Below are 21,711 nucleotides of genomic sequence, written 5' to 3'. Positions count from 1 at the left end.
CGCCCGGTGCGCCGGTGCGCCCGGGGGACACCGCAGGGGGTGACGTCGTCACCCGGACGGGTGACAATCCGGGCGAGCGGAGCGGGCGTCAGGCCCGGCAACCCGGGGCAGTCGGCACCCGGACGGGGGGCATGCCCCCCGTCCGGGGGGCTAGTGTGCTCCGAACGCCCCTGTACTGTTCATCGAAGTCGACGTGCGGTCCCCCGAAAGGCCCACACGACGACCGGGCCACCCTGCAGCCGGACCACCCCTCCGGCCGACACCCCCTGGTGCCCCCACGGACGACCAGCACGACCGGCCGTCCGACGTGCCCCCGCCCCGGGGCCGTCGCCCCTCGTCGCCGGAGTCGCCGACGCCCCTCACCGGACGTCCGGCGCGCTCACCCCGCTCCAGTCGCCCGGTCTCCCCAGCCCGAACCTGGAGAAGCACACGCATGTCCCGAACCATGCGCGACGTCCCGCGCACCCCCGGCACGACCGACGAGAGCCCCCGCCACGGCGGCGGGCCCGACGACACGCACGACACAGCCTCCCGAGCCGTCGTGCGGCACCTGACACCCGACGTCGTCGAGCCCGCCGCCCGCACCCGCCGACCCGTGTCGGCGCAGCGTGAGGCCGTCCGCTCCCGGGCGGAGGGCACGCGCAGCCACAGCCCCGTCATGGTGCTGCTGGTGCTGGTCGCGACCCTCGGCATCCTGCTCTACGCGCAGTTCCTGCTGAACCCCAGCAACCGCGGCGACCTGCTGCCCTACTCGATGATCATCGTCGCCGAGGCGATCCTCGTCGTGCAGGCGCTGCTGGCCATGTGGACGATCCTCTCGGGCGGTCAGGACCCCCGCGACTTCGACTTCCACGCCACGCAGGACACGCTGTTCGACGAGGCCGAGATCGAGCGACGCGGCCTCGAGGGCACCCCGCACCTCTGGCCGATGGTCGTCGACGGTCGCGAGGTCACGGTCGACGTCTTCATCACCGTCTACGGCGAGGAGCTCTCCAAGATCGCCACGACGGTCAAGGCCGCGCTGGCGCTCCGGGGCGCCCACCGCACGTGGGTCCTCGACGACGGCCGCAGCGACGAGGTCCGCGACCTCGCCGCCGCCCTCGGCGCCCGCTACATCCGCCGCCTGAGCAGCAACGGCGCCAAGGCCGGCAACGTCAACCACGCGCTGGCCATCGCCAAGGGCGACTACTTCGCCATCTTCGACGCCGACTTCGTGCCGAAGGAGGGGTTCCTGCTCGAGACGGTGCCGTTCTTCGTCGACGAGAAGGTCGCCTTCGTCCAGACCCCGCAGACCTACGGCAACCTGACGAGCCTCGTCAGCCGCGGCGCGGGCTACATGCAGACGGTCTTCTACCGGTTCATCCAGCCGGGCCGCAACCGCTTCAACGCCGCGTTCTGCGTCGGCACCAACGTCATCTTCCGCCGCGAGGCCATCGACGAGGTCGGCGGCATCGACACCGACTCCAAGTCGGAGGACGTCTGGACGAGCCTGCACCTGCACGAGGCCGGCTGGCGCTCGATCTACATCCCGCTGACGCTCGCCGTGGGCGACGCCCCCGAGACCATCGAGGCCTACAGCAAGCAGCAGCTCCGCTGGGCGACCGGCGGCTTCGAGATCCTCTTCCGCCACTTCCCGCTCAGCCCGCGCCGCCGCCTCACGATGGACCAGCGCCTCCAGTACTTCGTCACCGCGACGAACTACCTCACCGGCATCGCGCCCCTGCTGCTGCTGCTCGTGCCGCCGATGGAGATCTTCTTCGACCTCCGCCCGATGAACCTGCACATCTCGGTGCTGCAGTGGTTCCTCTTCTACGCCGGCTTCTACCTCATGCAGATCGTGCTCGCGTTCTACACGCTCGGGTCGTTCCGCTGGGAGGTGCTGATGCTCGCGTCGGTGTCGTTCCCGATCTACGTCAAGGCCCTCTGGAACGTGCTGAGCGGCAAGGACGAGGCGTGGAGCGTCACGGGGCGGGCCGGCAAGGTCTCGTCGCCCTTCAACTTCATCATCCCGCAGGTGCTGTTCTGGGTCTTCCTGTCGCTGACGAGCCTCGTCGCCATCGTGCGCGACGTCGACAACGGCGTGCTGACCCTGGCCACGGTGTGGAACCTCCTCAACACCGGCATCCTCACCGCCTTCATGGTGGCCGCCAGCCGCGAGGCCCGGGCCATCAAGCGCTACGCCCGCGCGGCGAAGCGCGGCGAGCTGCCCGAGCCCGAGGCCCTCGTGCTCCACGACGAGACGCCCTCCGCCGCCCCGACCCGCACCCAGGTGTCGCGGCCCGCCCCCCGCTCGGCGGAGGAGCTGCGCGAGCTGCAGGAGCTGCGCCACCTCGCCGACATGACCCCCAGCGACGACCCCGAGCAGGCCGCCCGCGACGACGAGCGCCACGCGATGCTCGTCGGCGCCCAGGCGCTCGCCACCCGACGCGGCCGCCGTGAGGCCGCCCGCCGCACCGACGACACCGACGGCTCGACCGCCGAGAAGCAGAAGCAGGAGGTCACCTCATGACCTGGATGAACCGACTCAAGCTCACCGCCGGGATCCTGGTCGTGCTGGTGCTCGTCGCCGGCTCGACGATGATCTTCACGCAGCGCCAGCAGCAGGCCATCAGCACCAGCGCCGAGATCGCGGCCCAGGAGTACTCCGTGGGCTCCGACTACAGCGGCACCATCACGCAGTCGTACGTCGAGAACGGCGACACCGTGAAGGAGGGCGACACCCTCTTCGAGGTGCAGAGCCTCTCGCTGCTGCAGGACATCGACAAGGGCCTCGTCACCTACGACACGGCCACCTACTCGGTCGCGGCCGACGGCCTGCTCACCCTCAAGGCCGCCGTCGACGGCACGGTCGCCGACGTCACCCTCAAGGAGGGCAGCTTCGTGCAGGCCGGCGCCTCGCTCGCCACCATCGACAAGTCCGACACCCTGTTCGTCCGCGCCGACTTCGTGCTGACGCCCCGTGACTACGAGCGCATCGTGCCCGGCGCCGTCGTCGACCTCCAGCTGCCGAACCAGACCTCGGTGGTCGGCACCGTCTCCGAGGTGACCGTCGAGACCCAGGACGGCAGCGCCGAGACGACCCTCCAGGTCGCCAGCGACGAGCTCGTCCAGGGCTCCTTCGGCGGGCTCGTCAGCCCCGGCACGCCAGTCACCGCCAAGCTCCACCTCCGCGACGACGGCGTCCTCGCGGGCCCGACCGACGCCGTGCAGGGCTTCCTCCGACAGATCGGCATCTGACCATCAGCGCACGCACCCCCCGCCCCGCCGCCTCCCGCCTCCTCTCGGGCGTCGCCCTCGCCGCCGCCGGGGCCCTCGTGCTCGCCGGCTGCACCAGCGGCAGCGCGTCGCCCGACGGCGGCACGGCCACGCCCGACGACTCCACGCCCCCGACGGGCGGCGTGTTCCCCGCGTCGCAGGTCGACCCGCTGGTCGAGACCCTGCCGCAGGAGTCGGTCGGCGACGTGCCCACGATGCGCCTCGCCGACGGCCTGGTGCCGCCGACGAACAAGTGGTTCTCCGGCCTCGTCTTCGGCGACGCCCCCATGCCGGTCTTCCCGTACCCGATCTCGTTCCAGCTGACCGACGACGGCATCGCCGCCGGCATGCCGCAGCCGGTCACCTCGCCCACGGCGATCGTCGGGCCGGCCCTGCCGGACGTGACGCTCGACCTCGGCGCGACCGAGTCCGTCGTCAGCGCGTACGACGAGGTCTCCGTCACGGTCGAGCACCGCGACGGCGACGCCGTGCTCGGCCACACCGTGGTCGCCCAGGGCTCGCCGACCGTGTCGTACACGGCGGCCTCGGCCCAGACCGACACCCTCGGCGCCGCCGTGACGGCCGCCGGCGACGGCCGCGGCACGATCGAGGTCGGCGACTCCACCTGGGGCGTCGTCGTCGACGGCGGCACGCTCGACGGCACCAGCGTCGACCTCGACGAGGGCGGCAGCGTCGTGCTCGTCGCGATCCCCGCCGGGGCGTCGTCCGAGCAGGTCTCGACCGTGCTCGACGCGGCCGCCTCGCCGCTGACCGGCGTCGCGACGTCGTGGTCGTCCTCCGGCGAGGGCGATGACGCGGTCACCACCACCGAGCTCGCCTACGCCACGGCCGCGGGCGGCGACACCCTCGTCGTCGCGGCGCCCCACCAGGGGCAGACCGCGAAGGTCTCCGGCGGCACCGACACCGGCCTCCGCTACGAGACCGTCTACGGCACCGTGCCCCTGGCGGTCGGCAGCTCGCTGACCTTCGACGCGCCGACCACGGCGCCCGCCGCGAGCCTCGACCTCGGCAGCCTGACCGACGAGCAGAAGACCGCCGTCGGCGAGCAGCTGACGAAGGACGTCGCGGCCCTGCCCACCTTCGCGGCCGACACCTACTTCGGCGGCAAGTCGCTCTACCGGGCCTCGATGCTCTGGCAGCTCGCCGTGCAGCTCGGCGACGACGAGTCGGCGGCAACGCTGAAGAAGGCCATCGTCGACGAGCTCGACCTGTGGACGGACCCGGCCGGCTGCGAGACCCGCGACCAGGAGTGCTTCGTCTACGACCCCGTGGTGAAGGGCGTCGTCGGCAAGGCCGTGTCGTTCGGCTCCGAGGAGTTCAACGACCACTACTTCCACTACGGCTACTTCCTCTACGCGGCCGGCGTCATGGCCGCCGACGACCCCGCCCTCGCCGAGCGCTGGCAGCCCGTGATGGACCTGCTCGCCGCCGACATCGCCTCCGGCGCGCAGAACGGCTCGTTCCCCGACCGCCGTGCGTTCGACCCCTACTGGTCGCACAGCTGGGCGAGCGGCTACTCGCCCTTCGCCGACGGCAACAACCAGGAGTCGTCGTCCGAGGCCGTCACGGCCTACTCCGGCCTCGCCCTCTGGGCCGCCGCGAGCGGCGACGCCGCCCTGGGCGACGAGGCGTCGTGGATGCTCAGCGCCGAGACGCAGTCGGCCCTGGCCTACTACGTCGCGCCCGACCTCTCCGACCCGGTCTTCGAGGGCTTCGACCACGAGGTCGTCTCGCTCAACTGGGGCGGCAAGCGCGACTACGCCACCTGGTTCTCGGCCGAGCCCTCGGCCATCGCGGGCATCCAGCTGATCCCCCTGTCGCCGACCTCGATCGGCTACCTGGGGTCGGAGCCTGCGGGAGGCGCGGAGAAGGTCGACGCGCTGGTCGCGGAGGCGGCCCCCGACGGCTTCGCCGGTGCCCTCGGCGACTACGTCCTGATGTACTCGGCGCTGGCCGGGCCCGACGCGGCCGCCTCGGCGCTGACCACGCTCGACGCCCTGCCCGACACGGCGATCGACAACGGCAACTCGCGGTCGTACGCCATGGCGTACATCCTGGCCGCCGGGGCGGCCTCGGCGGGCTGACCCGCGCCTCCCCCCGTCCGCCCGGTCAGCCGACGAGGCGGACGGGGTCGCCGAAGCGGCGGACGGTGCCGTCACGGCCGATGCCCACCAGCACCCCGCCCCAGAACTGCAGGTCGTCGACGCCGAGCTCGTCGGGCTCCGCTCGCCAGAGCCGCCGCCCGTCGCTGAGGTCGAACGCGGTCACCGAGCGGCCCACGAGGTCGCCGGTGTTCGCGTAGCGCAGCAGCGAGAAGGCGTAGCCGACCGACTCCGACGCGCGCTCCATGGTCGACTCGTTCGGCACGGCCGCCTCGAGCAGCTGCTCGCCCGTGGCGTCGTCGATCATCGCCACGACCCGGTCGCCGTCGTCGTCGCCGGACGGCGCCCGGACGAACGTCCGCACGAAGGCGTCGCGCCCGCTCTGGCCGACCGGGGGCTCGAGCACGATCGGCACGCCCCGGTCGTCGTCGTCGCGCGGCACGCTCCAGCGCTCGTCGCCGGTCAGCCGGTCGACGCACGACAGTGCGTCCCGCCCGGAGAAGACGACGCAGCCGCCCGAGAGCACCGGCGTGCGGTCGGCGTCGTGGCGGCGGCGCCAGAGCTCCGTGCCGTCGAGGTCGTAGACCACGAGCTCGGCCGTGTCGACGCGACCGTCCGAGCCGGGGGAGTCGACGGCCAGCAGCTCGCCCCGCCGCACGGGCGTCACGGGGGTGCGCCAGCGGTCGCCCCACGGGCTCGTCTCGCCGCTCGCGGCGTCCACCCGCACGGCTGCGCCGCGGGCGAAGACGAGCACGGCGTCGTCGAGCAGCACGACGTCCTCCTGGTCGGAGGTCGACCCCGACCAGGTCGGCGCGTCGAGGTCGTCGCGCGCGAAGAGCTCGAGCCGGCTCCGCGAGTCGCCGTCGACGAACGACGTGCCCCGGTCGCCCCTCCGGTCGGGGTCGGTGCGGACGAGCACCCACTCGTCGTTCGCGTCGACGACGCGGCGCAGCCCGGCCTCGGTCGCCTGCACCTCGAGCAGCTCGCCCGTGTCGAGGTCGACGCGGGCGAAGCCGGACTCCGAGACGCCGAAGCCCCCGAACGCGCCGGTGCTGAGCAGCAGGTCGCCGCGTCGGGTGCTGGGCCAGACCTGCAGGGCCCCGCCGCCGCCTCCCACCGCGTCCGAGTCGAGCGACCAGCGCACGGTGCCGGTGCCGGGGTCGAGCCGCGCGACGCGCTCCCCGAGGCCGTCGCGGTCGTCGCAGACGCCGAGCACGGTGGTCAGCTGCGTGCTCGTGGCGACGAGCAGGTCGGGCGACCCGCCGCCGACCCGGCCGATCACGGTGTAGTCGAGGCAGGCGGTGTCGACCCCGTCGACGCCCAGCCGGTCGGGCGTCAGCACCCAGCCGTCGGGCGACGGCAGCCGGCGCAGCTCGTCGACGACGACGCCCCCGAGCGGCCGGCCGACGGGGTAGCGCGGCTGCGTGACGACCCCGGCCGTGACGACGAGCGTCGTCGCGAGGAGGGTGGCGCCGGCCGCGAGCAGCAGGCGACGGCCCCGGGAGGCGCGGTGCGGGCCCCGCAGGAGGCGCGGCCACGGCCGTCGGGTCGCGTCGCGGTCGGCGGGGCGGGCGGCGCCGGCCGGGCGGGCGTCGTCGGGGGCCGGGTCGGCGGAGGCGAGCGGCTCGGCGCGGCGGGCGTCGTCGGCGCCGGCCGACCAGGGGTCGTCGCCGCGGGGCGGGCGGGGCGGGCGCCACGGAGCCTCGGTCACCTGGCCCTCCGTCCTCGGGGTCGCGCACCGCGCCTCCTCGTGCAGCGCCATCGTACGAGCCCACCGGTCGCCCGGGCCGCGGCCGGTAGGCTGGCAGCCCGCCGCCCCCGAACGGAGCAGTCCCATCGAAGCCCTCGTCGTCACGATCCTGGCCGTCGCCGCGGTCGTCCTGATCGTGCTCCAGGTCGTCTACCGCCGCCGCGTGATGCGCCGCCGCGAGGCCCAGGGGCAGGCCGCCGTGGGCCGCGGCACGTACGTGCTCTTCGCCGTGACGGCCGCGTTCTTCCTGTTCGCGGTGTTCGTCTTCCCGATGCTGGTGCGCTGAGCGCTCCCGCTGGTGGGGTCAGCCGGGCAGGTGCACGTCGTCGGCCAGGCCCCGGGCGACGCCGTCGTCGACGGTCACGAGCGTGCGGCGCCAGAACGGCGACAGCGAGCCGGTCGTGCCGATCTCGTGCGTCCAGAGGGTCCGGCCGTCGGCGAGGTCGAAGGCCGTGACCGCGGGCGGGGAGTCGGAGCTCCACCAGCTGCGCAGGGCGTAGCCGGTCGTCCGCGAGGCCGCGACCACCACCGACGCCGAGGGCAGCGTCAGGTCGAGGCGGGTCTCGCCCGTGGCCGGGTCGACGATCCACACGGGGTCGGTCTCGCCCTCCGAAGACTCCTCGATCTGGCCGGGTGCCGTCGAGACGACCACCGACTCCTCGGGCGTGCCCGACCCGGGCACCACCCAGCCGTTCACCGTCAAGCCGGAGCTCGCCGCCCGGCCCTCGTCGTCGGTCTCGAGCTCCCGGCTCCAGCGGGCCCGGCCGGTGTCGGGGTCGACGCAGGTCACGGTGCCCGAGTCGTCCGAGACGACGAGGCAGCCGGCGCTGAGCCGGGTCCAGGTGCCGGGCGGCAGGTCGCGCGACCAGACCGGGCCCTCGACGGGGTCGACCAGCGAGACGACCGAGTCGCCCGCCGACGAGACCTGCCGCCCGAGCACGAGCCGGTCGCCCCAGGCCTCGACGCTGCCGAGGTCGCGCGCCTCGCCGGGCAGCGGCTGCGCCTGGCCCGTGCCCACGTCGACGGTCGACCAGACGGCGTCGGCCACCGCGTCCTCCGCGTCGACGGCGTAGGCCGCGGGGTCGACGAGCTGCGCCACGAGCGTGCCCCCGACCAGCCAGGCCTGCGAGGCGCTCGCGCCGAGCCCCGACCAGACCGGGCGCGACAGGTCGTCGGCGGCGAAGAGGGTGAGCCGGTCGGCGTCGCCCGGGCCGAGCTCGAGGCCCCCGCCCGGGTCGTAGCGGTCGAGGTCGGTGGCCGACGTGAGCACGGCGTCGCCCTCGACCTGGAGCGCCTCGAGCAGGGTGCCGGGGGCGAGCCCGGCGGCCGCGTCGTCGAGTCGCTCGACGACGTGGCCGTCGGTCGTGTCGACGCGGGCGACCGTGCCGGAGGTGCGCCCCCAGACGCCGTCGGCCGAGACGAGGGCCGTCTCGCCGTCGGCGGCGACCGCGGCGCGGGCGCCCGTGACGGCCAGCCCGAGCTCGGCGCCGAGGTCGAGCCCCCAGCGCAGCTCGCCGGTGCGGGTGTCGAGCCGCAGCAGGCGGCCGCCGGTGCCGCCGCAGGGCGAGCCGTCCCCGTAGCCCTGGGAGCGCGTGCCGACCACGACGTCGTCGGCGCCGACGTCGGCGACCACCTCGAGCGAGGTGCACTGGTCGGAGAGGTCGAGGTCGAAGGCGGCGCCGAGGTCGGTGCGCCAGAGGCCGTCGGTGGGCGGGCCGCGCAGCTCGTCGACGGCGGCGCCGGGGGCGGCGAGGGGCGCCCAGCTCGGGCGGGCGAGCACGCCGCCCGTCGTCACGAGCACGGTCGCGGCGACGAGGGCGACGCCGACCAGGGCGAGGCGGTGGCCGCGTCCCTGGCGGGCCCAGCCGGCGCGGGCGGCGGCGGCGACGGACGCCGCGGCGGCGGCGAGGCGCGACGGGGGCGGGGGAGGCGACGTGCCGGCGGCGGGGGCGGCGGCCGCGTCGGCGTCGGCGTGCGGCTCGCGGCCGACGGTGCGGGCGGGGGCGTCTGCGGGGGCGGGCCCGCTGCCCTGGCCGACCCGCGACTCCCACGCCACGTCGGGGCGCGGCGGCGGGGTCGGCTGCCAGGCCCCGCGTTCGTCGTCGTCCACCCGGCCATCGTAGGAGTCGCGGTGCGGCCGGCACCACGGAGCCGACCCAGCCCGGCCGCCCCGTCGTCACGGGGCCTGTCTGCTGGGTAGCATGGCGGGTCGCTCCGGCCGGGGCGGCGCAGGTCGAGCGAGGAGACGACATGACCGCACCCACCCACGGCCCCGGGTCGCGCAGCCTCTGGCGCACGAAGTCGGTCGAGGCCTCGATCCAGGACTCGCTCGAGGGCGAGAGCAAGCTCAAGCGCTCGCTCGGCGTCACCGACCTGACCCTGATGGGCATCGCGGTCGCCGTCGGCGCCGGCATCTTCTCGGTCGGCGCGAACGCCGCCGCGAACTTCGCCGGGCCGGGCGTCATCATCTCGTTCATCCTCGCCGCCGTCACCTGCGGGCTGGCGATCATGTGCTACGCCGAGTTCGCCTCCACCATCCCCGTCGCGGGCAGCGCGTACACCTTCACCTACGCGACCATGGGCGAGTTCCTCGCCTGGATCATCGGGTGGGACCTCATCCTCGAGACGCTCACCGGCGCCGCCGTGCTCGCCAAGTACTGGGGCATCTACCTCAGCACGGTGTTCGAGCAGTTCGGCGTGCCGCTGCCCGACACGATCGCCCTCGGGCCGGTCGACCTCAGCTGGGGCCCCTTCCTCATCGTCGCCGTCTTCACGGTGCTGCTCGTGCTCGGCACGCAGCTCAGCTCGCGCGTCGGCGGCGTCTTCACGGTGATCAAGGTCGGCATCGTGCTGTTCGTGATCGTCGTCGGGTTCTTCTTCGTCAAGGCCTCGAACTACACGCCGTTCGTGCCCGCCTCGCAGCCCCGCACGGGCGAGGGCAGCACCGACGCGTGGACGCAGTCGCTGTTCTCCTTCCTCAGCGGCGCGGCTCCCGCGCAGTACGGCGTGTTCGGCCTGCTGGCCGGCGCCTCTCTCGTCTTCTTCGCCTTCATCGGGTTCGACATCGTCGCGACGAGCGCCGAGGAGGTCAAGGACCCGCAGAAGACCCTTCCCCGCGGCATCTTCCTCGGCCTCGGCATCGTGACGCTGCTCTACGTGCTCGTCGCGATCGTGCTGACCGGAATGGTGTCGTACCGCGACCTCGCCGCCAGCGAGACCCCGAACCTCGCGACGGCGTTCGAGCTGGTCGGCGTCGACTGGGCCGCCAAGGTCATCGCGGTCGGCGCCCTGATCGGCCTCACCACCGTCATCATGGTGCTGCTGCTCGGCCTCGCCCGCATCGTCTTCTCGATGAGCCGCGACGGCCTGCTGCCCCGCGGCCTCGCCAAGACCTCGGCCAAGCGCGGCACGCCCGTGCGCGTGCAGGTGCTGGCCGGCGTCGTCGTCGCGCTGATCGCCGGCCTCACCGACGTCGGCGTGCTCGAGGAGATGATCAACATCGGCACCCTCTCGGCCTTCGTGCTGGTGAGCATCGGCGTGATCGTGCTGCGCCGCCAGCGCCCCGACCTGCCGCGCGCCTTCCGCGTGCCGTGGTCGCCGGTGCTGCCGATCCTCTCGGCCGCGCTCTGCGTGTGGCTGATGCTCAACCTCACGACGCTCACCTGGGCGCGCTTCGCGGTGTGGCTCGTGATCGGCGTCGTCGTGTACTTCGCCTACGGCCGTCGCCACTCGCGGGTGGGGCGCGGAGAGCAGTAGCGGGCCCGCCCTAGGCTGACCGCATGACGACACCCGAGGGCCCCCCGGCAGCACGGCAGCACGCCGTCGCCGTGGGGCCCCTCGGCCTGCGTGCGGTCGACGCGCTCGTCGCGGGCGACCTGGCCCTCGCGTCGGTGGCGATCGGCGTCGAGCTGCCGGCGGCCTTCCTCGACGACGGCTGGCTCTGGGCGATCCGCCTCGAGCAGATCCTCGCCGACGAGCGCGACGAGCCCTGGGTCGCCTGGGTCGCCACCCGTGACGGGCAGGTCGTCGGCCACACCGGGTTCCACGGCCGACCCGACGCCGACGGAGAGGTCGAGGTGTCGTACACCGTGCTGCCCGAGCTGCGCGGCCGGGGCGTCGGGGCACAGGTGCTGGAGGCGGTGCTCGCGTTCTGCGACGCCGCTCCCGCCGTGCGGTCGGTGCGCGCGAGCGTCAGCCCCGACAACGCGCCCTCGCTGGCCCTGGCGCGGTCGCACGGCTTCGTGCTGGTGGGCGAGCAGGTCGACGAGGTGGACGGGCTGGAGCTGGTGCTCCGCCGGGGGCCGCAGCGCGCCTCCTGAGCCCCACTCGGCGTGGAGGCGGCCCGTCCTGGGCCCCCGAGCGGAGGCAGGACCCAGGACGGGGCACCTCGACGACGGGGGCGCCCCCGCGCTACGGCAGCAGGTCGAGCGCGGCCACGACCTCGTCGACCTCGGTGCGGGTCGTGTAGTCGACGTGCACGTCGGCGAACACGACGCGGCCGTCGCCGTCGACCACGAGCACCGTGGGGAAGGGGATGTCGCCCGTCGCGTCGGCGTTGCTGTCGGCGACGTCGAAGCCCAGCTGCGTGTGGGCGGCGCGGGCCTCGGCGGTCGGCTCGGTCACGATGCCCAGGGCGCGGCTGAGCACGTTGCCCGGGTCGGAGAGCACGGGGAAGTCGAGGCTGCCGTTGCTCGTCGCGAGCTCGGAGCCCTCGGGCGTCTGCGGGCTGATCGCGACGAGGCCGACGCCGCGGTCGCGGAGGGTCGGCAGCAGCTGCTCCTGGTAGGTCTTGAGCGTGAGGTTGCAGTACGGGCACCAGGCGCCGCGGTAGAAGACGAGCACCGCGGGGCCCTCGCCGACGACGGTCGCCAGCGACACCTCGGCGCCCTCGGGTGTGAGAAGGGTCGCGTCGACCAGCTGGTCGCCGACCCCGACGGCGTCGTCCGGGCGGCCGGCGGCGGTGAGCGCCTGCTGCTCGGCGTCGAAGACGGCCGAGAGCTCGGGGCCGATCTGCGCGGTGAAGCCCTCGTTGAAGGTGCTGACCTGCTCGGCGATGGACGATGACGTCATGACGACCTCCTGGCGGGTCCGCGTCGGGTGCGGACCGGGTGCTGCCGACTGTACGGTCGCCTCCTCGGCGTGACCCGCGTGAGCGTCACGGTTCGTCACGAAGACGGGGGGAGTCGCGGGTCGGCCCGGTCGGATCGGGCCCGGTCGGGTCGGGCCCGGTCGGGCCGTCAGCCCAGATCGAGCCGGTTCAGGTCGGGTCGGGTCAGCTCAGGTCTGGCAGCGCGGGCACCAGTAGGTGTCGCGCAGCTCGAGCTCGGACTCGCCGAGCTCGCCGCGGAGGATCTTCGTGCCGCAGCGGAGGCAGGGCTTGCCGGCCCGGCCGTAGACCCAGTCGGTCGTGCCGCGGAGGGTGCCGGTCGTGGTGCGCTCCACCCTGTCCTTGTTGGCGACGATGAGCCGGTGCGCCAGGTCGATCACCTTCGCGCGGTTCGCCACCTCGCCCACGGGCCGGGTGGGCAGCACCCCGCGGAGGAAGCAGATCTCGGCCCGGTACACGTTGCCGACGCCGGCGAGCACCCGCTGGTCGAGCAGCGCGAGGCCCACCTCGCGGGCCGGGTCGGCCTCGAGGTTCGTGAGGGCCCGCCCGGCGTCCCAGTCGGGGCCGAGCAGGTCGGGGCCGAGGTACGCCGTGACGCTGTCCTCCGGGTCGCGCTCGACGAGCTCGACGACGCCGAGGTCGAACCCGACGGTCACCCACTCGTCGGTCTCGAGCACGACGCGCGCCTGGTGCGCGGGGCGACGCCAGCGGGTGCCCCGGCGGTAGATGTGCCAGGAGCCCTCCATCTTGAGGTGCGTGTGCAGGGTCAGGCCGCCGATGTGGTGCAGCAGGTGCTTGCCGCGGCTGATCACGTCGTCGACGACCTCGCCGCTGAGGTCGACCGTGGCGAACGCGGGCACCCGGAAGTCGCTCGCCGTGAGCGTCTGGCCGTGCAGCACCGCGTCGAGGTTCTTCGCGGCGCGGTAGACGGTGTCTCCCTCGGGCATCGGTGCCCTCTACGACCTGAGCCGGACGCCGCTGGGCGTCGGGGCGAACCCCGCGTCGCGCAGGGCGTCGCCGAACGGGGTGCCGAGCACGAACTCGCCGTCGACGCGCTCGACCGCGAGCTTGCCGAGCCGTGACCGCACGACCGAGGCGAGCGAGCCCGCCGCGAGGGCAAGCTCTCGGTCGTCGGGCTCGCCGAAGGTGAGGATCGTCTTGCCCCCGCGCTCGACGTAGATCGTGAGACGGCCGTCGACCAGCACGACGAGCGACCCGGCCTTGCGCCCGGGCCGGTGGCCCGCCTTCTTCTTGCTGGCGGGCGTCGACGCTGCTGAGGCGGTGGTCGCCGTGCCGACGCCGGCGCCGGCGCCGGCACCGCCCGTCGCGGTCGCCGCGGTCGCCGCGGTCGCCGCGCTCGTCGTGGCGTCCGCCGTGCCGCCGCCGGCCGCGGCCGCGCCACCGGCCGCCGACGGCTTCCCGCCGGGGGTCGGGTCGAGCACGCCCTCGGGCGCCTGCCCCGGCCAGGGCAGCGCGGCGCCGTACGGGTTCGCGGGGTCGGTCGCCGCGAGCGTCACGACGGGGATCTCGCGCCCGCGCCCCGCGGCGGCGAGGGCGTCGTCGTCGCGGCGGTCGGTCTCGTCGCGCACGAACGAGCGCAGCCGGTCGACGGTCGGGCCGGTGGCGAACTGCGCCGCGCCGAGCCCCTCGACGAAGTAGCCGCGCCGTGCCCGGCCCGACTCCTCGAAGCCGCTCAGCACCTTGTAGACCGTCGAGAACCCGCCGCGCACGCCCTCGTTCGCGACCGCGCCCCGCGTGACCACGCCGTGCCGCTCGAGCAGGATCTCCGCCATCGCGGCGGCGCGCACCGTCGCGTCGGGCTCGGCGAGCGGCAGCAGCGACCAGCGCCCGCCGACCGTCGGCGGCCCCGCCTGCCGGGGCATCGTGACGCGCCCGCGGCTCCGGTACGACGAGCGCGAGCGGGTCGGCGTGCGCGGCCGGGGCGCCTTGCCGCCGACCTGGGTGCGGAGCGGGGCGAAGGTGTCGTTCGTGATCTGCCCGGCCCAGACGAGATCCCAGATGGCGGTGACCAGGGCGTCGTCGTCGGTGCTGCCCACCGCGTCGGAGAGCTGGCGGAAGAAGTAGGCGCCGCCGCCGGCCAGCGCGGCGAGCACCTCGCGCTGCAGCTCGTCGGTGTCGGTGCCGAGCGGCTCGGGCAGGGTCACCTGGGCGCCGTCGGCGAGGTGCAGGCTGACCCAGCCGTCGTTGCCGGCCAGGCTGCCGGAGCCCGACCAGATGACCTCGCCCGTCGCGGTCAGCTCGTCGAGCATGCCGCTGGAGTAGTCGGTGACGCGGGCGGGCAGGATGAGCGACTCCCACGCGGAGGCCGGCAGCGCGACCCCGCTGAGCTGGTCGATGACCTGGACGACGCCGTCGAGCCCCCGCAGGCCGCTGCCCTTGGTGCCCGTGGCGACGTGCTGCCAGGCGGGCAGGAAGCGCCCGAGCGTGTCGGGAGCGACGGGCTCGACCTCGTGGCGGAGCGCCGCGAGCGAGCGGCTGCGCAGGCGGCGCAGCACCTCGGCGTCGCACCACTCGCTGCCCTGGTGCTTCGGGCGGAACTCGCCCTCGACGACGCGCCGCTGCACGCCGAGCCGGCGCAGGGTCTCGAGCACGACGGCCGTGCCGAGGCCGAGCCGCTCGGCGACGGCGAGCGGCGTGAACGGAGCGTGGGTGCGGGCGAAGCGGCCGACGAGGTCGCCGAGCGGGTCGTCGACGGGCTCGACGAACGCGGTCGGCACGCCGATGGGCAGGGCCACCCCGAGGGCGTCGCGGAGGCGCGAGGCGTCCTCGATGCCGGCCCAGCGCTCGACGCCGGCGTGCGTGAACCGCAGCACGCGGTTCGACCGCGCTAGGTCGGTCAGCGCGGCCTCGAGCTTGCCGAGGGCCTCGTCGTCGGGCTCCGCCGCCGCCGACCCCGCCGTCTCGGCCAGCCAGCTGCGCTCGACGATCTCGGCGGTGGTGAGGGGCCCGAGCAGGCGGAGCAGGTCGACGACGCCCTCGACGTCGCGGGCCCGACGGTCGGGCGCGAGCCGCTGCAGCTCGAGCTCGTGCTGGTCGATGACGTCGGCGTCGAGCAGCTCGCGGAGCTCGGCGCGGCCGAGGAGCTCCTGCAGGAGGGTGGAGTCGAGCGAGAGCGCGGCCGCCCGGCGCTCGGCGAGGGGCGAGTCGCCCTCGTACATGAACGCCGCGACGTAGCCGAAGAGGAGCGAGCGAGCGAAGGGCGACGGCACCTCGGTCTCGGTCTCGACCACGCGCACGGCGCGGGTCTCGAGCTCCCGGGTGAGGCTCATCAGGGCGGGCAGGTCGTACACGTCCTGCAGGACCTCGCGCACCGCCTCCAGCACGATCGGGAACTGCGGGTACTTGCGCGCGACGTCGAGCAGCTGCGAGGCCCGCTGGCGCTGCTGCCAGAGCGGCGACCGACGGCCGGGGTTGTACCGGGGCAGGAGCAGGGCACGGGCGGCGCACTCGCGGAAGCGCGAGGAGAAGAGCGCCGAGCCGCCGACCTCCTCGGTGACGATGTCGTCGAGCTCGTCGGGCTCGAAGCGGAAGAGGTCGGCCCCGGGAGGCTCGGCGTCGGTGTCGGGGATGCGCACGACGATCCCGTCGTCGGCCGCCATGGCGCCGCCGTCGACCCCGAGCTGGTCGCGGATGCGGGCCGACACCGCCAGGGCCCAGGGCGCGTGGACCTGCATGCCGTAGGGGGAGTGGAGGATGAGACGCCAGTCGCCGAGTTCGTCGCGGAAGCGCTCGACGACGAGGGTCGTGTCGGTGGGCACGTGGCCCGCGACCTCGCGCTGCTCGGCGATGAAGGCGATGAGGTTCTTGGCGGCCCGCTCGTCGAGGCCGCCGGCCGCGACCCGCGCCGCGGCGTCGTCGGCCGACGAGCCCGCGAGCTCGCGGAGGTACCCGCCGATCGCGCGGCCGAGCTCGGCGGGGCGGCCGATGCCGTCGCCCTTCCAGAACGGGACGCGGCCGGGCTGGCCGTAGGCGGGGGAGACGAGCACGCGGTCGTGCGTGATGTCCTCGATGCGCCAGCTCGTCGCGCCGAGCGCGAAGACGTCGCCGACGCGTGACTCGTAGACCATCTCCTCGTCGAGCTCGCCGACGCGGGCGGCCTTCTCGCCGACCATGAAGACCCCGAAGAGACCGCGGTCGGGGATGGTGCCGCCGCTCGTGACGGCGAGCCGCTGAGCGCCGGGCCGGCCGGTCAGCGTGCCGTGCACACGATCCCAGACGATGCGGGGCCGCAGCTCGGCGAACTCGTCGGACGGGTACTTGCCGCTGAGCAGGTCGAGCGTCGCGTCGTAGGCCGACCGGGGCAGGGTCGCGAAGGGGGCGCTGCGGCGCACGGTGTCGAACCACTCGTCGGCGTCGATCTCGTCGAGCGCGACCGCGGCGACGGTCTGCTGGGCGAGCACGTCGAGCGGGTTGGTCGGCACCCGGAGCTCCTCGATCAGACCGGCGACCATGCGCTCGGCCGCGACCGCCGAGTGGATGAGGTCGGCACGGTGCTTCGGGAACATCACGCCCCGCGAGGTCTCGCCGACCTGGTGCCCGGCGCGGCCGATGCGCTGCAGGCCGCTGGCGACCGACGGCGGCGACTCGACCTGGATGACGAGGTCGACGGCGCCCATGTCGATGCCGAGCTCGAGCGAGCTGGTGGCGACGACGCAGCGCAGGCGCCCGCTCTTCAGGTCGTCCTCGATGAGGGCGCGCTGGTCTTTCGAGACGCTGCCGTGGTGCGCGCGGGCGAGCAGCGGCTCGGAGCCCTGGGTCTGCCCGCTGCCGCCGATCAGCTGGGCGGGAGCACCGCCTCCGACCGCGGGGTTCCGCCCCGGGGCAGCCGGTGCGGCAGGCGCGAAGGGGTCGACGGCCAGGTCGGCCTCGTCGCCGACCGCCCCGGCGGCCGCGACCACGGCGACCAGCTCGCGGCCGACCGTGGTCGACCTCGACTCGGCGACGGCCTCGTCACCGCCCGTCCGTTCGAGGTAGATGTCGTTGAGGCGGGCCGTGAGGCGCTCGGCCAGCCGACGGGAGTTCGAGAAGACGATCGTCGACCGGTGGTCGAGGATCAGGTCGACGATGCCCTCCTCGACGTGCGGCCAGATCGAGCCCTGCGGGGCCGACCCCGCGGCCGAGCCCTCGAGCGGCGCGGCCGTGCCGAGCTCGGTCATGTCGTCGACCGGCACGACGACCTTGAGGTCGAAGGTCTTCTCCGACCGGGGGTTCACGATCGTCACGGTCTTGCGGCCGGAGAGGAAGCGCGCCACCTCCTCCGGCGGGCGGACCGTCGCGGAGAGCCCGATGCGCTGGGCGGGCTTGTCGAGCAGGCCGTCGAGGCGCTCGAGCGAGAGCGCGAGGTGGGCGCCGCGCTTGGTGGCGGCGACGGCGTGCACCTCGTCGACGATCACGGTGTGCACGCCCTTGAGGTTCTCGCGGGCCGCGGAGGTGAGCATCAGGTACAGCGACTCGGGGGTCGTGATGAGGATGTCGGGCGGGGTGCGCTGCAGGAGGCGGCGGTCGCCCGACGAGGTGTCGCCCGACCGCACGCCCACGGTCAGCTCGGGCGCCTCGATGCCGAGGCGTCGCGCGGTCTGGGTGATGCCGACGAGGGGCGAGCGGAGGTTGCGCTCGACGTCGACGCCGAGGGCCTTGAGGGGCGAGATGTAGAGCACCCGCGTGCGGTTCTCGCGCGCCTCGGGGGCGGGCCCGCTGGCGAGCGTGTCGATCGACCAGAGGAACGACGCGAGGGTCTTGCCCGACCCGGTCGGCGCGATCACGAGGGCGTCGTCGCCGGCGCTGATGGCCTCCCAGGCCCCGACCTGGGCGAGCGTGGGCGCCGGGAAGGCACCGCGGAACCACTCGCGGGTCGCGGGGGAGAACTTCTCGAGCACGTCGGTCATCGTGCAGGCCATCCTGCCCTGCACCCCCGACAACCGGCCGGGCGGCCGCGGCTACGGTGGTCGCATGCCGAACCTGCTGCACCTCGACTCGTCCGCCGACCTGGGGGCCTCGCGCTCGCGGGCGATCACGGCGGCGTTCGCCGCCGCCTGGCGGTCGCTCGGCGACGACCACACCGTCACCCGCCGCGACCTGCACGCCGACCCGCTGCCGCACCTCGCCGACGCCGCGCTGCACTGGCCGCCGCGCCTGCGCCCGGCGGGCGCGTCGCCCGACCCGGCCGCGGAGGCCCTGCAGCAGGAGCTCATCGCCGAGCTGGTGGCCAGCGACGTGGTGCTCGTCGGCGCTCCCCTCTACAACTACACGGTGCCGTCGACGCTCAAGGCCTGGATCGACAACGTCCACCTGCCCTCGGTCACCGCGCCGCTCGACGGCGACGACCAGCAGCCGATGGCGGGCCGCCCGGCCGTCGTCGTCACGAGCCGCGGCGGCGCCTACGACGCGGGCACGCCGACCGCCGGCTGGGACCACGCCGTGCCCGTGCTGCAGCAGGTGCTCGGCGGGGCGCTCGGCATGGCGGTCGAGGTCATCACGACCGACCTCACGCTCAGTGAGCTGCTCGCGATGCCGGCGGAGGCGCGCGAGAGGTCCGAGCAGGAGCTCGCCTCCGCCCTCACGGCCGCGGGCGACGCCGCGCGTCGTCTCGGTTGAGGTGGCGGGCCCCTCGCGGTCGCGCCTCGCGCGTCGCGCCCAGGCGGCGACGGCCCGGGGGCTCGGCTTCCTGTCGGCGATCGCCGCGGTGGTCGGCCTCGTCTCGCTCGCCAAGGGCAGCGTCGGCGTGGGGGTCGTGCTGCTCTTCGCCGCCTTCGTGCTGGTCGCCGTCGCCTGGGCGATCGTGCGGGCGGCCGTGCGCCGGGCGGCGGACGGGCGCGCGACGACGAGGCGCTGAGCACGACCGACCGGAGGGCCCGGCGGTCGCTCCCGACCGGCCCGGCGGGCCGATGTCGGCGGCGACGCCTACGCTCGTCCCCATGCACAGTCGCACCCTGGGCCGCACCGGCCGCGAAGTCTCCGTCATCGGCCTCGGCACCTGGCAGCTCGGCGCCGACTGGGGCGACGTCTCCGAGAGCGACGCTCTCGAGGTGCTCGGCGCCTCCGTCGAGTCCGGCGTCACCTTCTTCGACACCGCCGACGTCTACGGCGACGGCCGCAGCGAGCAGATCATCGGCACGTTCCGCGCCGCGAACCCCGACGTGCCGCTGACCGTGGCCACGAAGATGGGCCGCCGCGCCGACCAGGTGCCCTCGAACTACGTGCGCGAGAACTTCATCGCGTGGACGGACCGCTCGCGGCGCAACCTCGGCGTCGACACGCTCGACCTCGTCCAGCTGCACTGCCCGCCGACGGCCGTCTACTCCGACGACGCCGTCTACGACGCCCTCGACGAGCTCGTGGCGAACGGCGCGATCGCGGCCTACGGCGTCAGCGTCGAAGAGACCGCGCAGGCCCTGACCGCCATCGCCCGCCCCGGAGTCTCGACCGTCCAGATCATCCTCAACGCCTTCCGGCTCAAGCCCCTCGACGAGGTGCTCCCCGCCGCCCAGCGCGCCGGGGTCGGCATCATCGCCCGCGTGCCCCTGGCCAGCGGCCTGCTCTCGGGCAAGTACACGACCGAGACGACCTTCGCCGCGAACGACCACCGCAGCTTCAACCGCCACGGCGAGGCCTTCGACCAGGGCGAGACCTTCAGCGGCGTCGACTTCGAGCAGGGCGTCGCCGCGGCGCGCGAGTTCGCCGAGTCGGTGCCCGAGGGCGTCACGGTGCCGCAGGCGGCCCTCGCCTGGATCGTCGACCAGCCCGGCGTCAGCACGGTCATCCCCGGCGCCCGCAACGTCGAGCAGGCCCGGGCCAACGCGGCCGCCGGCGACGTCGAGCTGGAGGAGGGCCTCGACTCCGAGGTCGTCCGCATCTACGACCAGTACTTCCGCGACCAGGTGCACCCCCGCTGGTGACCGCGCTGCCGAGCGGTCACGGCGCGGTCGTCGGCGGGTACGCCGGCCGCGCATCGTGACCGCCCGGCGGCACGCCCGTCAGTCGTGCCGGGTGCCCTCGCCCGCCAGCACCGCGCGGTAGCCCTCGCGGTAGGTCGGGTAGGTGAACGAGAACCCGGTCGCGCGCAGCAGCGCGTTCGACAGGCGCTTGTCGCCGCCGGCCTGGCGACCGCGGGGAGGCGCGGGCGCGGGGGCGGCGACGCCCAGCTCCGCGGCGAGGAAGGTGAGCACGTCGTCGAGCCGCACCGGCTCGTCGTCGGTGACGAGGTAGACCGGACCGATCATCGCGAGGCCCGCCAGGTGGACGATGGCGGCCGCGGCGTCGTCACGGTGCACGCGGTTCGTGTGCGGTGACGTCCTCGGCTGCTCGGCGAGGGTCGCGTCGCCCCCGCGCACCTGCTCGATCAGGCGCTCGCGGCCGGGGCCGTAGATGCCCGAGAGCCGCAGCAGGGTCGCGTGCGGTGCGCGCTCCCGGAGCAGCGCCTCCGCCTCCACCAGCACCGCCGCCGTCGGGCTCGCTCCCGTCGCGGGGGTCTCCTCGGTCACGACGCTGCCGTCGTCGACGTCGTAGACCGCGGTCGACGAGACCACGAGGAGTCGCGGGTCGGCCGCCGAGGCCTCGATCGCGTCGAGCACCCGGCGCAGCCCGTCGACGTAGGTCGCCCGGTACTCGTCCGGATCGCGGCTGCCCGCGGCCAGGGCGACGACGACCACCGTGGCGTCGTCGTCGATGACGGGGGTCTCCGTGCGGAGGTCGACGGCACGGCCCTCGAGGGGCGCGGGCACGAGCTCGGCACGGCGCCGCAGGCCCACCACCCGGTGCCCGGCGGCGGCGAACCGCAGCCCTGCCTCGGTGCCCAGGTCTCCGCAGCCGGCGATGTAGACGCTCATCCGCCGAGGCTAGCGGCGCCGGCTGGGCGTACCGCGCGTGCTGAGCGTGCCGTGCGTGCTGGGCGGGCCGTGCGTCCTGGGTGCGCCGGCGGCGGGCGGAGAGCCCGCGCTCAGAGGTGCTCGAGCGTGGCCGGGTCGAGCTGCCCGTCGAAGAACTTCGCGAGCGCGTCGGAGAAGCGTCGCTCGGACGGGTCCGCCTGGGCGAAGAGGGTGAGCGACGAGCGGAGCTTCGTCGCGTCGACGTCGCCGAGCACCGCGACCGCGTCGTCGCCGGGCAGGTCGAGCAGGGCGTCGACGCTGTCGAGCAGGCGCGGGCCGAGCAGCGGGTGCGCCAGGTAGGCACGGGCCTCGCCGATGGAGCCGATCGCGTAGCGGCGCGACGTCTCGCTCGTGCCGAGGCCGGCCGCCTGCGGGAAGACGAACCACATCCAGTGGGTGCGCTTGTTCCCGTTCCGCAGCTCGCGGAGGGCGCGGTCGAAGGTGCCGTCCGCCTCCTGGGCGTCGACGAAGCGCTCGAGGTCGTGGCGGGCGAGGAGCTCGGAGTGGTCGGTCATCGCTCCGGTCTACCCCTGCGGCGGGTCGCTGTCCTCCTGGGCGGGCGGGCGCGGGCCAGCCCGGGAGGACGCCGAC

Annotated in this window: 16 protein-coding genes; 9 read left to right on the top strand and 7 right to left on the bottom strand. The window is 74.5% G+C overall.

Annotated elements, in window-relative coordinates; all coding sequences use genetic code 11:
• Positions 1–433 precede the first annotated feature (433 nt).
• The 3 genes from FHR77_RS12045 (at position 434) to FHR77_RS12035 (ending at position 5,360) form a co-directional block, all read left to right on the top strand.
• Positions 434–2,509, top strand: coding sequence for a glycosyltransferase family 2 protein (locus FHR77_RS12045; protein WP_243861662.1), 2,076 nt, complete (start codon positions 434–436; stop codon positions 2,507–2,509).
• Entirely contained in the window at positions 2,506–3,237 is a 732-nt protein-coding gene (locus FHR77_RS12040) for an efflux RND transporter periplasmic adaptor subunit (RefSeq protein ID WP_056057626.1), read from the top strand. Before FHR77_RS12045 ends, FHR77_RS12040 begins: the two co-directional genes overlap by 4 nt.
• Before the next feature lie 77 nt (positions 3,238–3,314).
• The gene (locus tag FHR77_RS12035) at positions 3,315–5,360 is read left to right on the top strand and encodes a glycosyl hydrolase (protein WP_167260509.1); all 2,046 of its coding nucleotides are present in this window, start codon (positions 3,315–3,317) and stop codon (positions 5,358–5,360) included.
• Between the two features lie 25 nt (positions 5,361–5,385).
• Here FHR77_RS12035 and FHR77_RS12030 read toward each other — a convergent pair whose 3' ends face one another.
• Positions 5,386–7,089, bottom strand: a complete 1,704-nt coding sequence (locus FHR77_RS12030; protein WP_167260507.1) for an outer membrane protein assembly factor BamB family protein — start codon at positions 7,087–7,089, stop codon at positions 5,386–5,388.
• Between the two features lie 175 nt (positions 7,090–7,264).
• On the opposite strand from FHR77_RS12030, the gene FHR77_RS12025 reads away from it, so the two are divergent.
• A complete protein-coding gene (locus tag FHR77_RS12025) occupies positions 7,265–7,414 on the top strand; it encodes a hypothetical protein (protein WP_156370137.1) in 150 nt (49 codons plus the stop codon).
• Between the two features lie 18 nt (positions 7,415–7,432).
• On the opposite strand, the gene FHR77_RS16675 is transcribed toward FHR77_RS12025, so the two are convergent.
• The gene (locus FHR77_RS16675; RefSeq protein WP_167260505.1) at positions 7,433–9,238 is read right to left on the bottom strand and encodes an outer membrane protein assembly factor BamB family protein; all 1,806 of its coding nucleotides are present in this window, start codon (positions 9,236–9,238) and stop codon (positions 7,433–7,435) included.
• A gap of 140 nt (positions 9,239–9,378) precedes the next feature.
• Between FHR77_RS16675 and FHR77_RS12015 the strand changes: the two genes are divergently transcribed.
• Positions 9,379–10,884 carry an APC family permease gene (locus FHR77_RS12015; RefSeq protein WP_056057609.1) on the top strand — a complete coding sequence of 502 codons (1,506 nt, stop codon included), beginning with the start codon at positions 9,379–9,381 and terminating at the stop codon, positions 10,882–10,884.
• Between the two features lie 23 nt (positions 10,885–10,907).
• Positions 10,908–11,447, top strand: a complete 540-nt coding sequence (locus tag FHR77_RS12010; protein WP_167260503.1) for a GNAT family N-acetyltransferase — start codon at positions 10,908–10,910, stop codon at positions 11,445–11,447.
• Between the two features lie 91 nt (positions 11,448–11,538).
• Here FHR77_RS12010 and FHR77_RS12005 read toward each other — a convergent pair whose 3' ends face one another.
• The 3 genes from FHR77_RS12005 to FHR77_RS11995 all read right to left on the bottom strand — a co-directional run bounded on the left by FHR77_RS12005 (position 11,539) and on the right by FHR77_RS11995 (position 18,141).
• Positions 11,539–12,198, bottom strand: coding sequence for a peroxiredoxin-like family protein (locus tag FHR77_RS12005; RefSeq protein WP_056057606.1), 660 nt, complete (start codon positions 12,196–12,198; stop codon positions 11,539–11,541).
• Positions 12,199–12,405: 207 nt separating this feature from the next.
• Entirely contained in the window at positions 12,406–13,182 is a 777-nt protein-coding gene (locus tag FHR77_RS12000) for a DNA-formamidopyrimidine glycosylase family protein (protein ID WP_167260501.1), read from the bottom strand.
• A 9-nt stretch (positions 13,183–13,191) separates the two neighbouring features.
• A complete protein-coding gene (locus FHR77_RS11995) occupies positions 13,192–18,141 on the bottom strand; it encodes an Lhr family ATP-dependent helicase (RefSeq protein WP_167260499.1) in 4,950 nt (1,649 codons plus the stop codon).
• Between the two features lie 64 nt (positions 18,142–18,205).
• Here FHR77_RS11995 and FHR77_RS11990 point away from each other — a divergent pair, with 64 nt between their 5' ends.
• From FHR77_RS11990 to FHR77_RS11980, 3 genes are all read left to right on the top strand, one after another.
• The gene (locus FHR77_RS11990; protein ID WP_167260497.1) at positions 18,206–18,850 is read left to right on the top strand and encodes an FMN-dependent NADH-azoreductase; all 645 of its coding nucleotides are present in this window, start codon (positions 18,206–18,208) and stop codon (positions 18,848–18,850) included.
• 1 nt (position 18,851) lies between these two features.
• Positions 18,852–19,088, top strand: a complete 237-nt coding sequence (locus FHR77_RS11985) for a hypothetical protein (protein WP_167260495.1) — start codon at positions 18,852–18,854, stop codon at positions 19,086–19,088.
• A gap of 82 nt (positions 19,089–19,170) precedes the next feature.
• Complete coding sequence (locus FHR77_RS11980; RefSeq protein WP_167260494.1) at positions 19,171–20,151, top strand: aldo/keto reductase; 981 nt, start codon at positions 19,171–19,173, stop codon at positions 20,149–20,151.
• A gap of 78 nt (positions 20,152–20,229) precedes the next feature.
• Here the strand turns inward: FHR77_RS11980 and FHR77_RS11975 are convergent, their stop codons facing one another.
• Positions 20,230–21,081: an NAD-dependent epimerase/dehydratase family protein gene (locus FHR77_RS11975; RefSeq protein WP_167260492.1), complete on the bottom strand. Its 852-nt coding sequence runs from the start codon at positions 21,079–21,081 to the stop codon at positions 20,230–20,232.
• A gap of 110 nt (positions 21,082–21,191) precedes the next feature.
• Positions 21,192–21,635: a DUF1810 domain-containing protein gene (locus tag FHR77_RS11970; protein ID WP_056057591.1), complete on the bottom strand. Its 444-nt coding sequence runs from the start codon at positions 21,633–21,635 to the stop codon at positions 21,192–21,194.
• Positions 21,636–21,711: the final 76 nt, after the last annotated feature.

The sequence above is a fragment of the Frigoribacterium endophyticum genome, from assembly GCF_011759585.1.
Lineage (GTDB): Bacteria > Actinomycetota > Actinomycetes > Actinomycetales > Microbacteriaceae > Frigoribacterium > Frigoribacterium endophyticum.
Note: the sequence above shows the minus strand (reverse complement) of the source record. Positions and strands in the feature narration are given on the sequence as shown.

What these genes read in the sequence shown, in the direction of transcription:
- FHR77_RS12045 (WP_243861662.1), top strand. Translation starts at nt 434, where the DNA reads ATGTCCCGAACCATGCGCGACGTCCCGCGCACCCCCGGCACGACCGAC.
- FHR77_RS12040 (WP_056057626.1), top strand. Translation starts at nt 2,506, where the DNA reads ATGACCTGGATGAACCGACTCAAGCTCACCGCCGGGATCCTGGTCGTG.
- FHR77_RS12015 (WP_056057609.1), top strand. Translation starts at nt 9,379, where the DNA reads ATGACCGCACCCACCCACGGCCCCGGGTCGCGCAGCCTCTGGCGCACG.
- FHR77_RS12010 (WP_167260503.1), top strand. Translation starts at nt 10,908, where the DNA reads ATGACGACACCCGAGGGCCCCCCGGCAGCACGGCAGCACGCCGTCGCC.
- FHR77_RS12005 (WP_056057606.1), bottom strand. Translation starts at nt 12,198, where the DNA reads ATGACGTCATCGTCCATCGCCGAGCAGGTCAGCACCTTCAACGAGGGC.
- FHR77_RS12000 (WP_167260501.1), bottom strand. Translation starts at nt 13,182, where the DNA reads ATGCCCGAGGGAGACACCGTCTACCGCGCCGCGAAGAACCTCGACGCG.
- FHR77_RS11995 (WP_167260499.1), bottom strand. Translation starts at nt 18,141, where the DNA reads ATGACCGACGTGCTCGAGAAGTTCTCCCCCGCGACCCGCGAGTGGTTC.
- FHR77_RS11990 (WP_167260497.1), top strand. Translation starts at nt 18,206, where the DNA reads ATGCCGAACCTGCTGCACCTCGACTCGTCCGCCGACCTGGGGGCCTCG.
- FHR77_RS11980 (WP_167260494.1), top strand. Translation starts at nt 19,171, where the DNA reads ATGCACAGTCGCACCCTGGGCCGCACCGGCCGCGAAGTCTCCGTCATC.
- FHR77_RS11975 (WP_167260492.1), bottom strand. Translation starts at nt 21,081, where the DNA reads ATGAGCGTCTACATCGCCGGCTGCGGAGACCTGGGCACCGAGGCAGGG.
- FHR77_RS11970 (WP_056057591.1), bottom strand. Translation starts at nt 21,635, where the DNA reads ATGACCGACCACTCCGAGCTCCTCGCCCGCCACGACCTCGAGCGCTTC.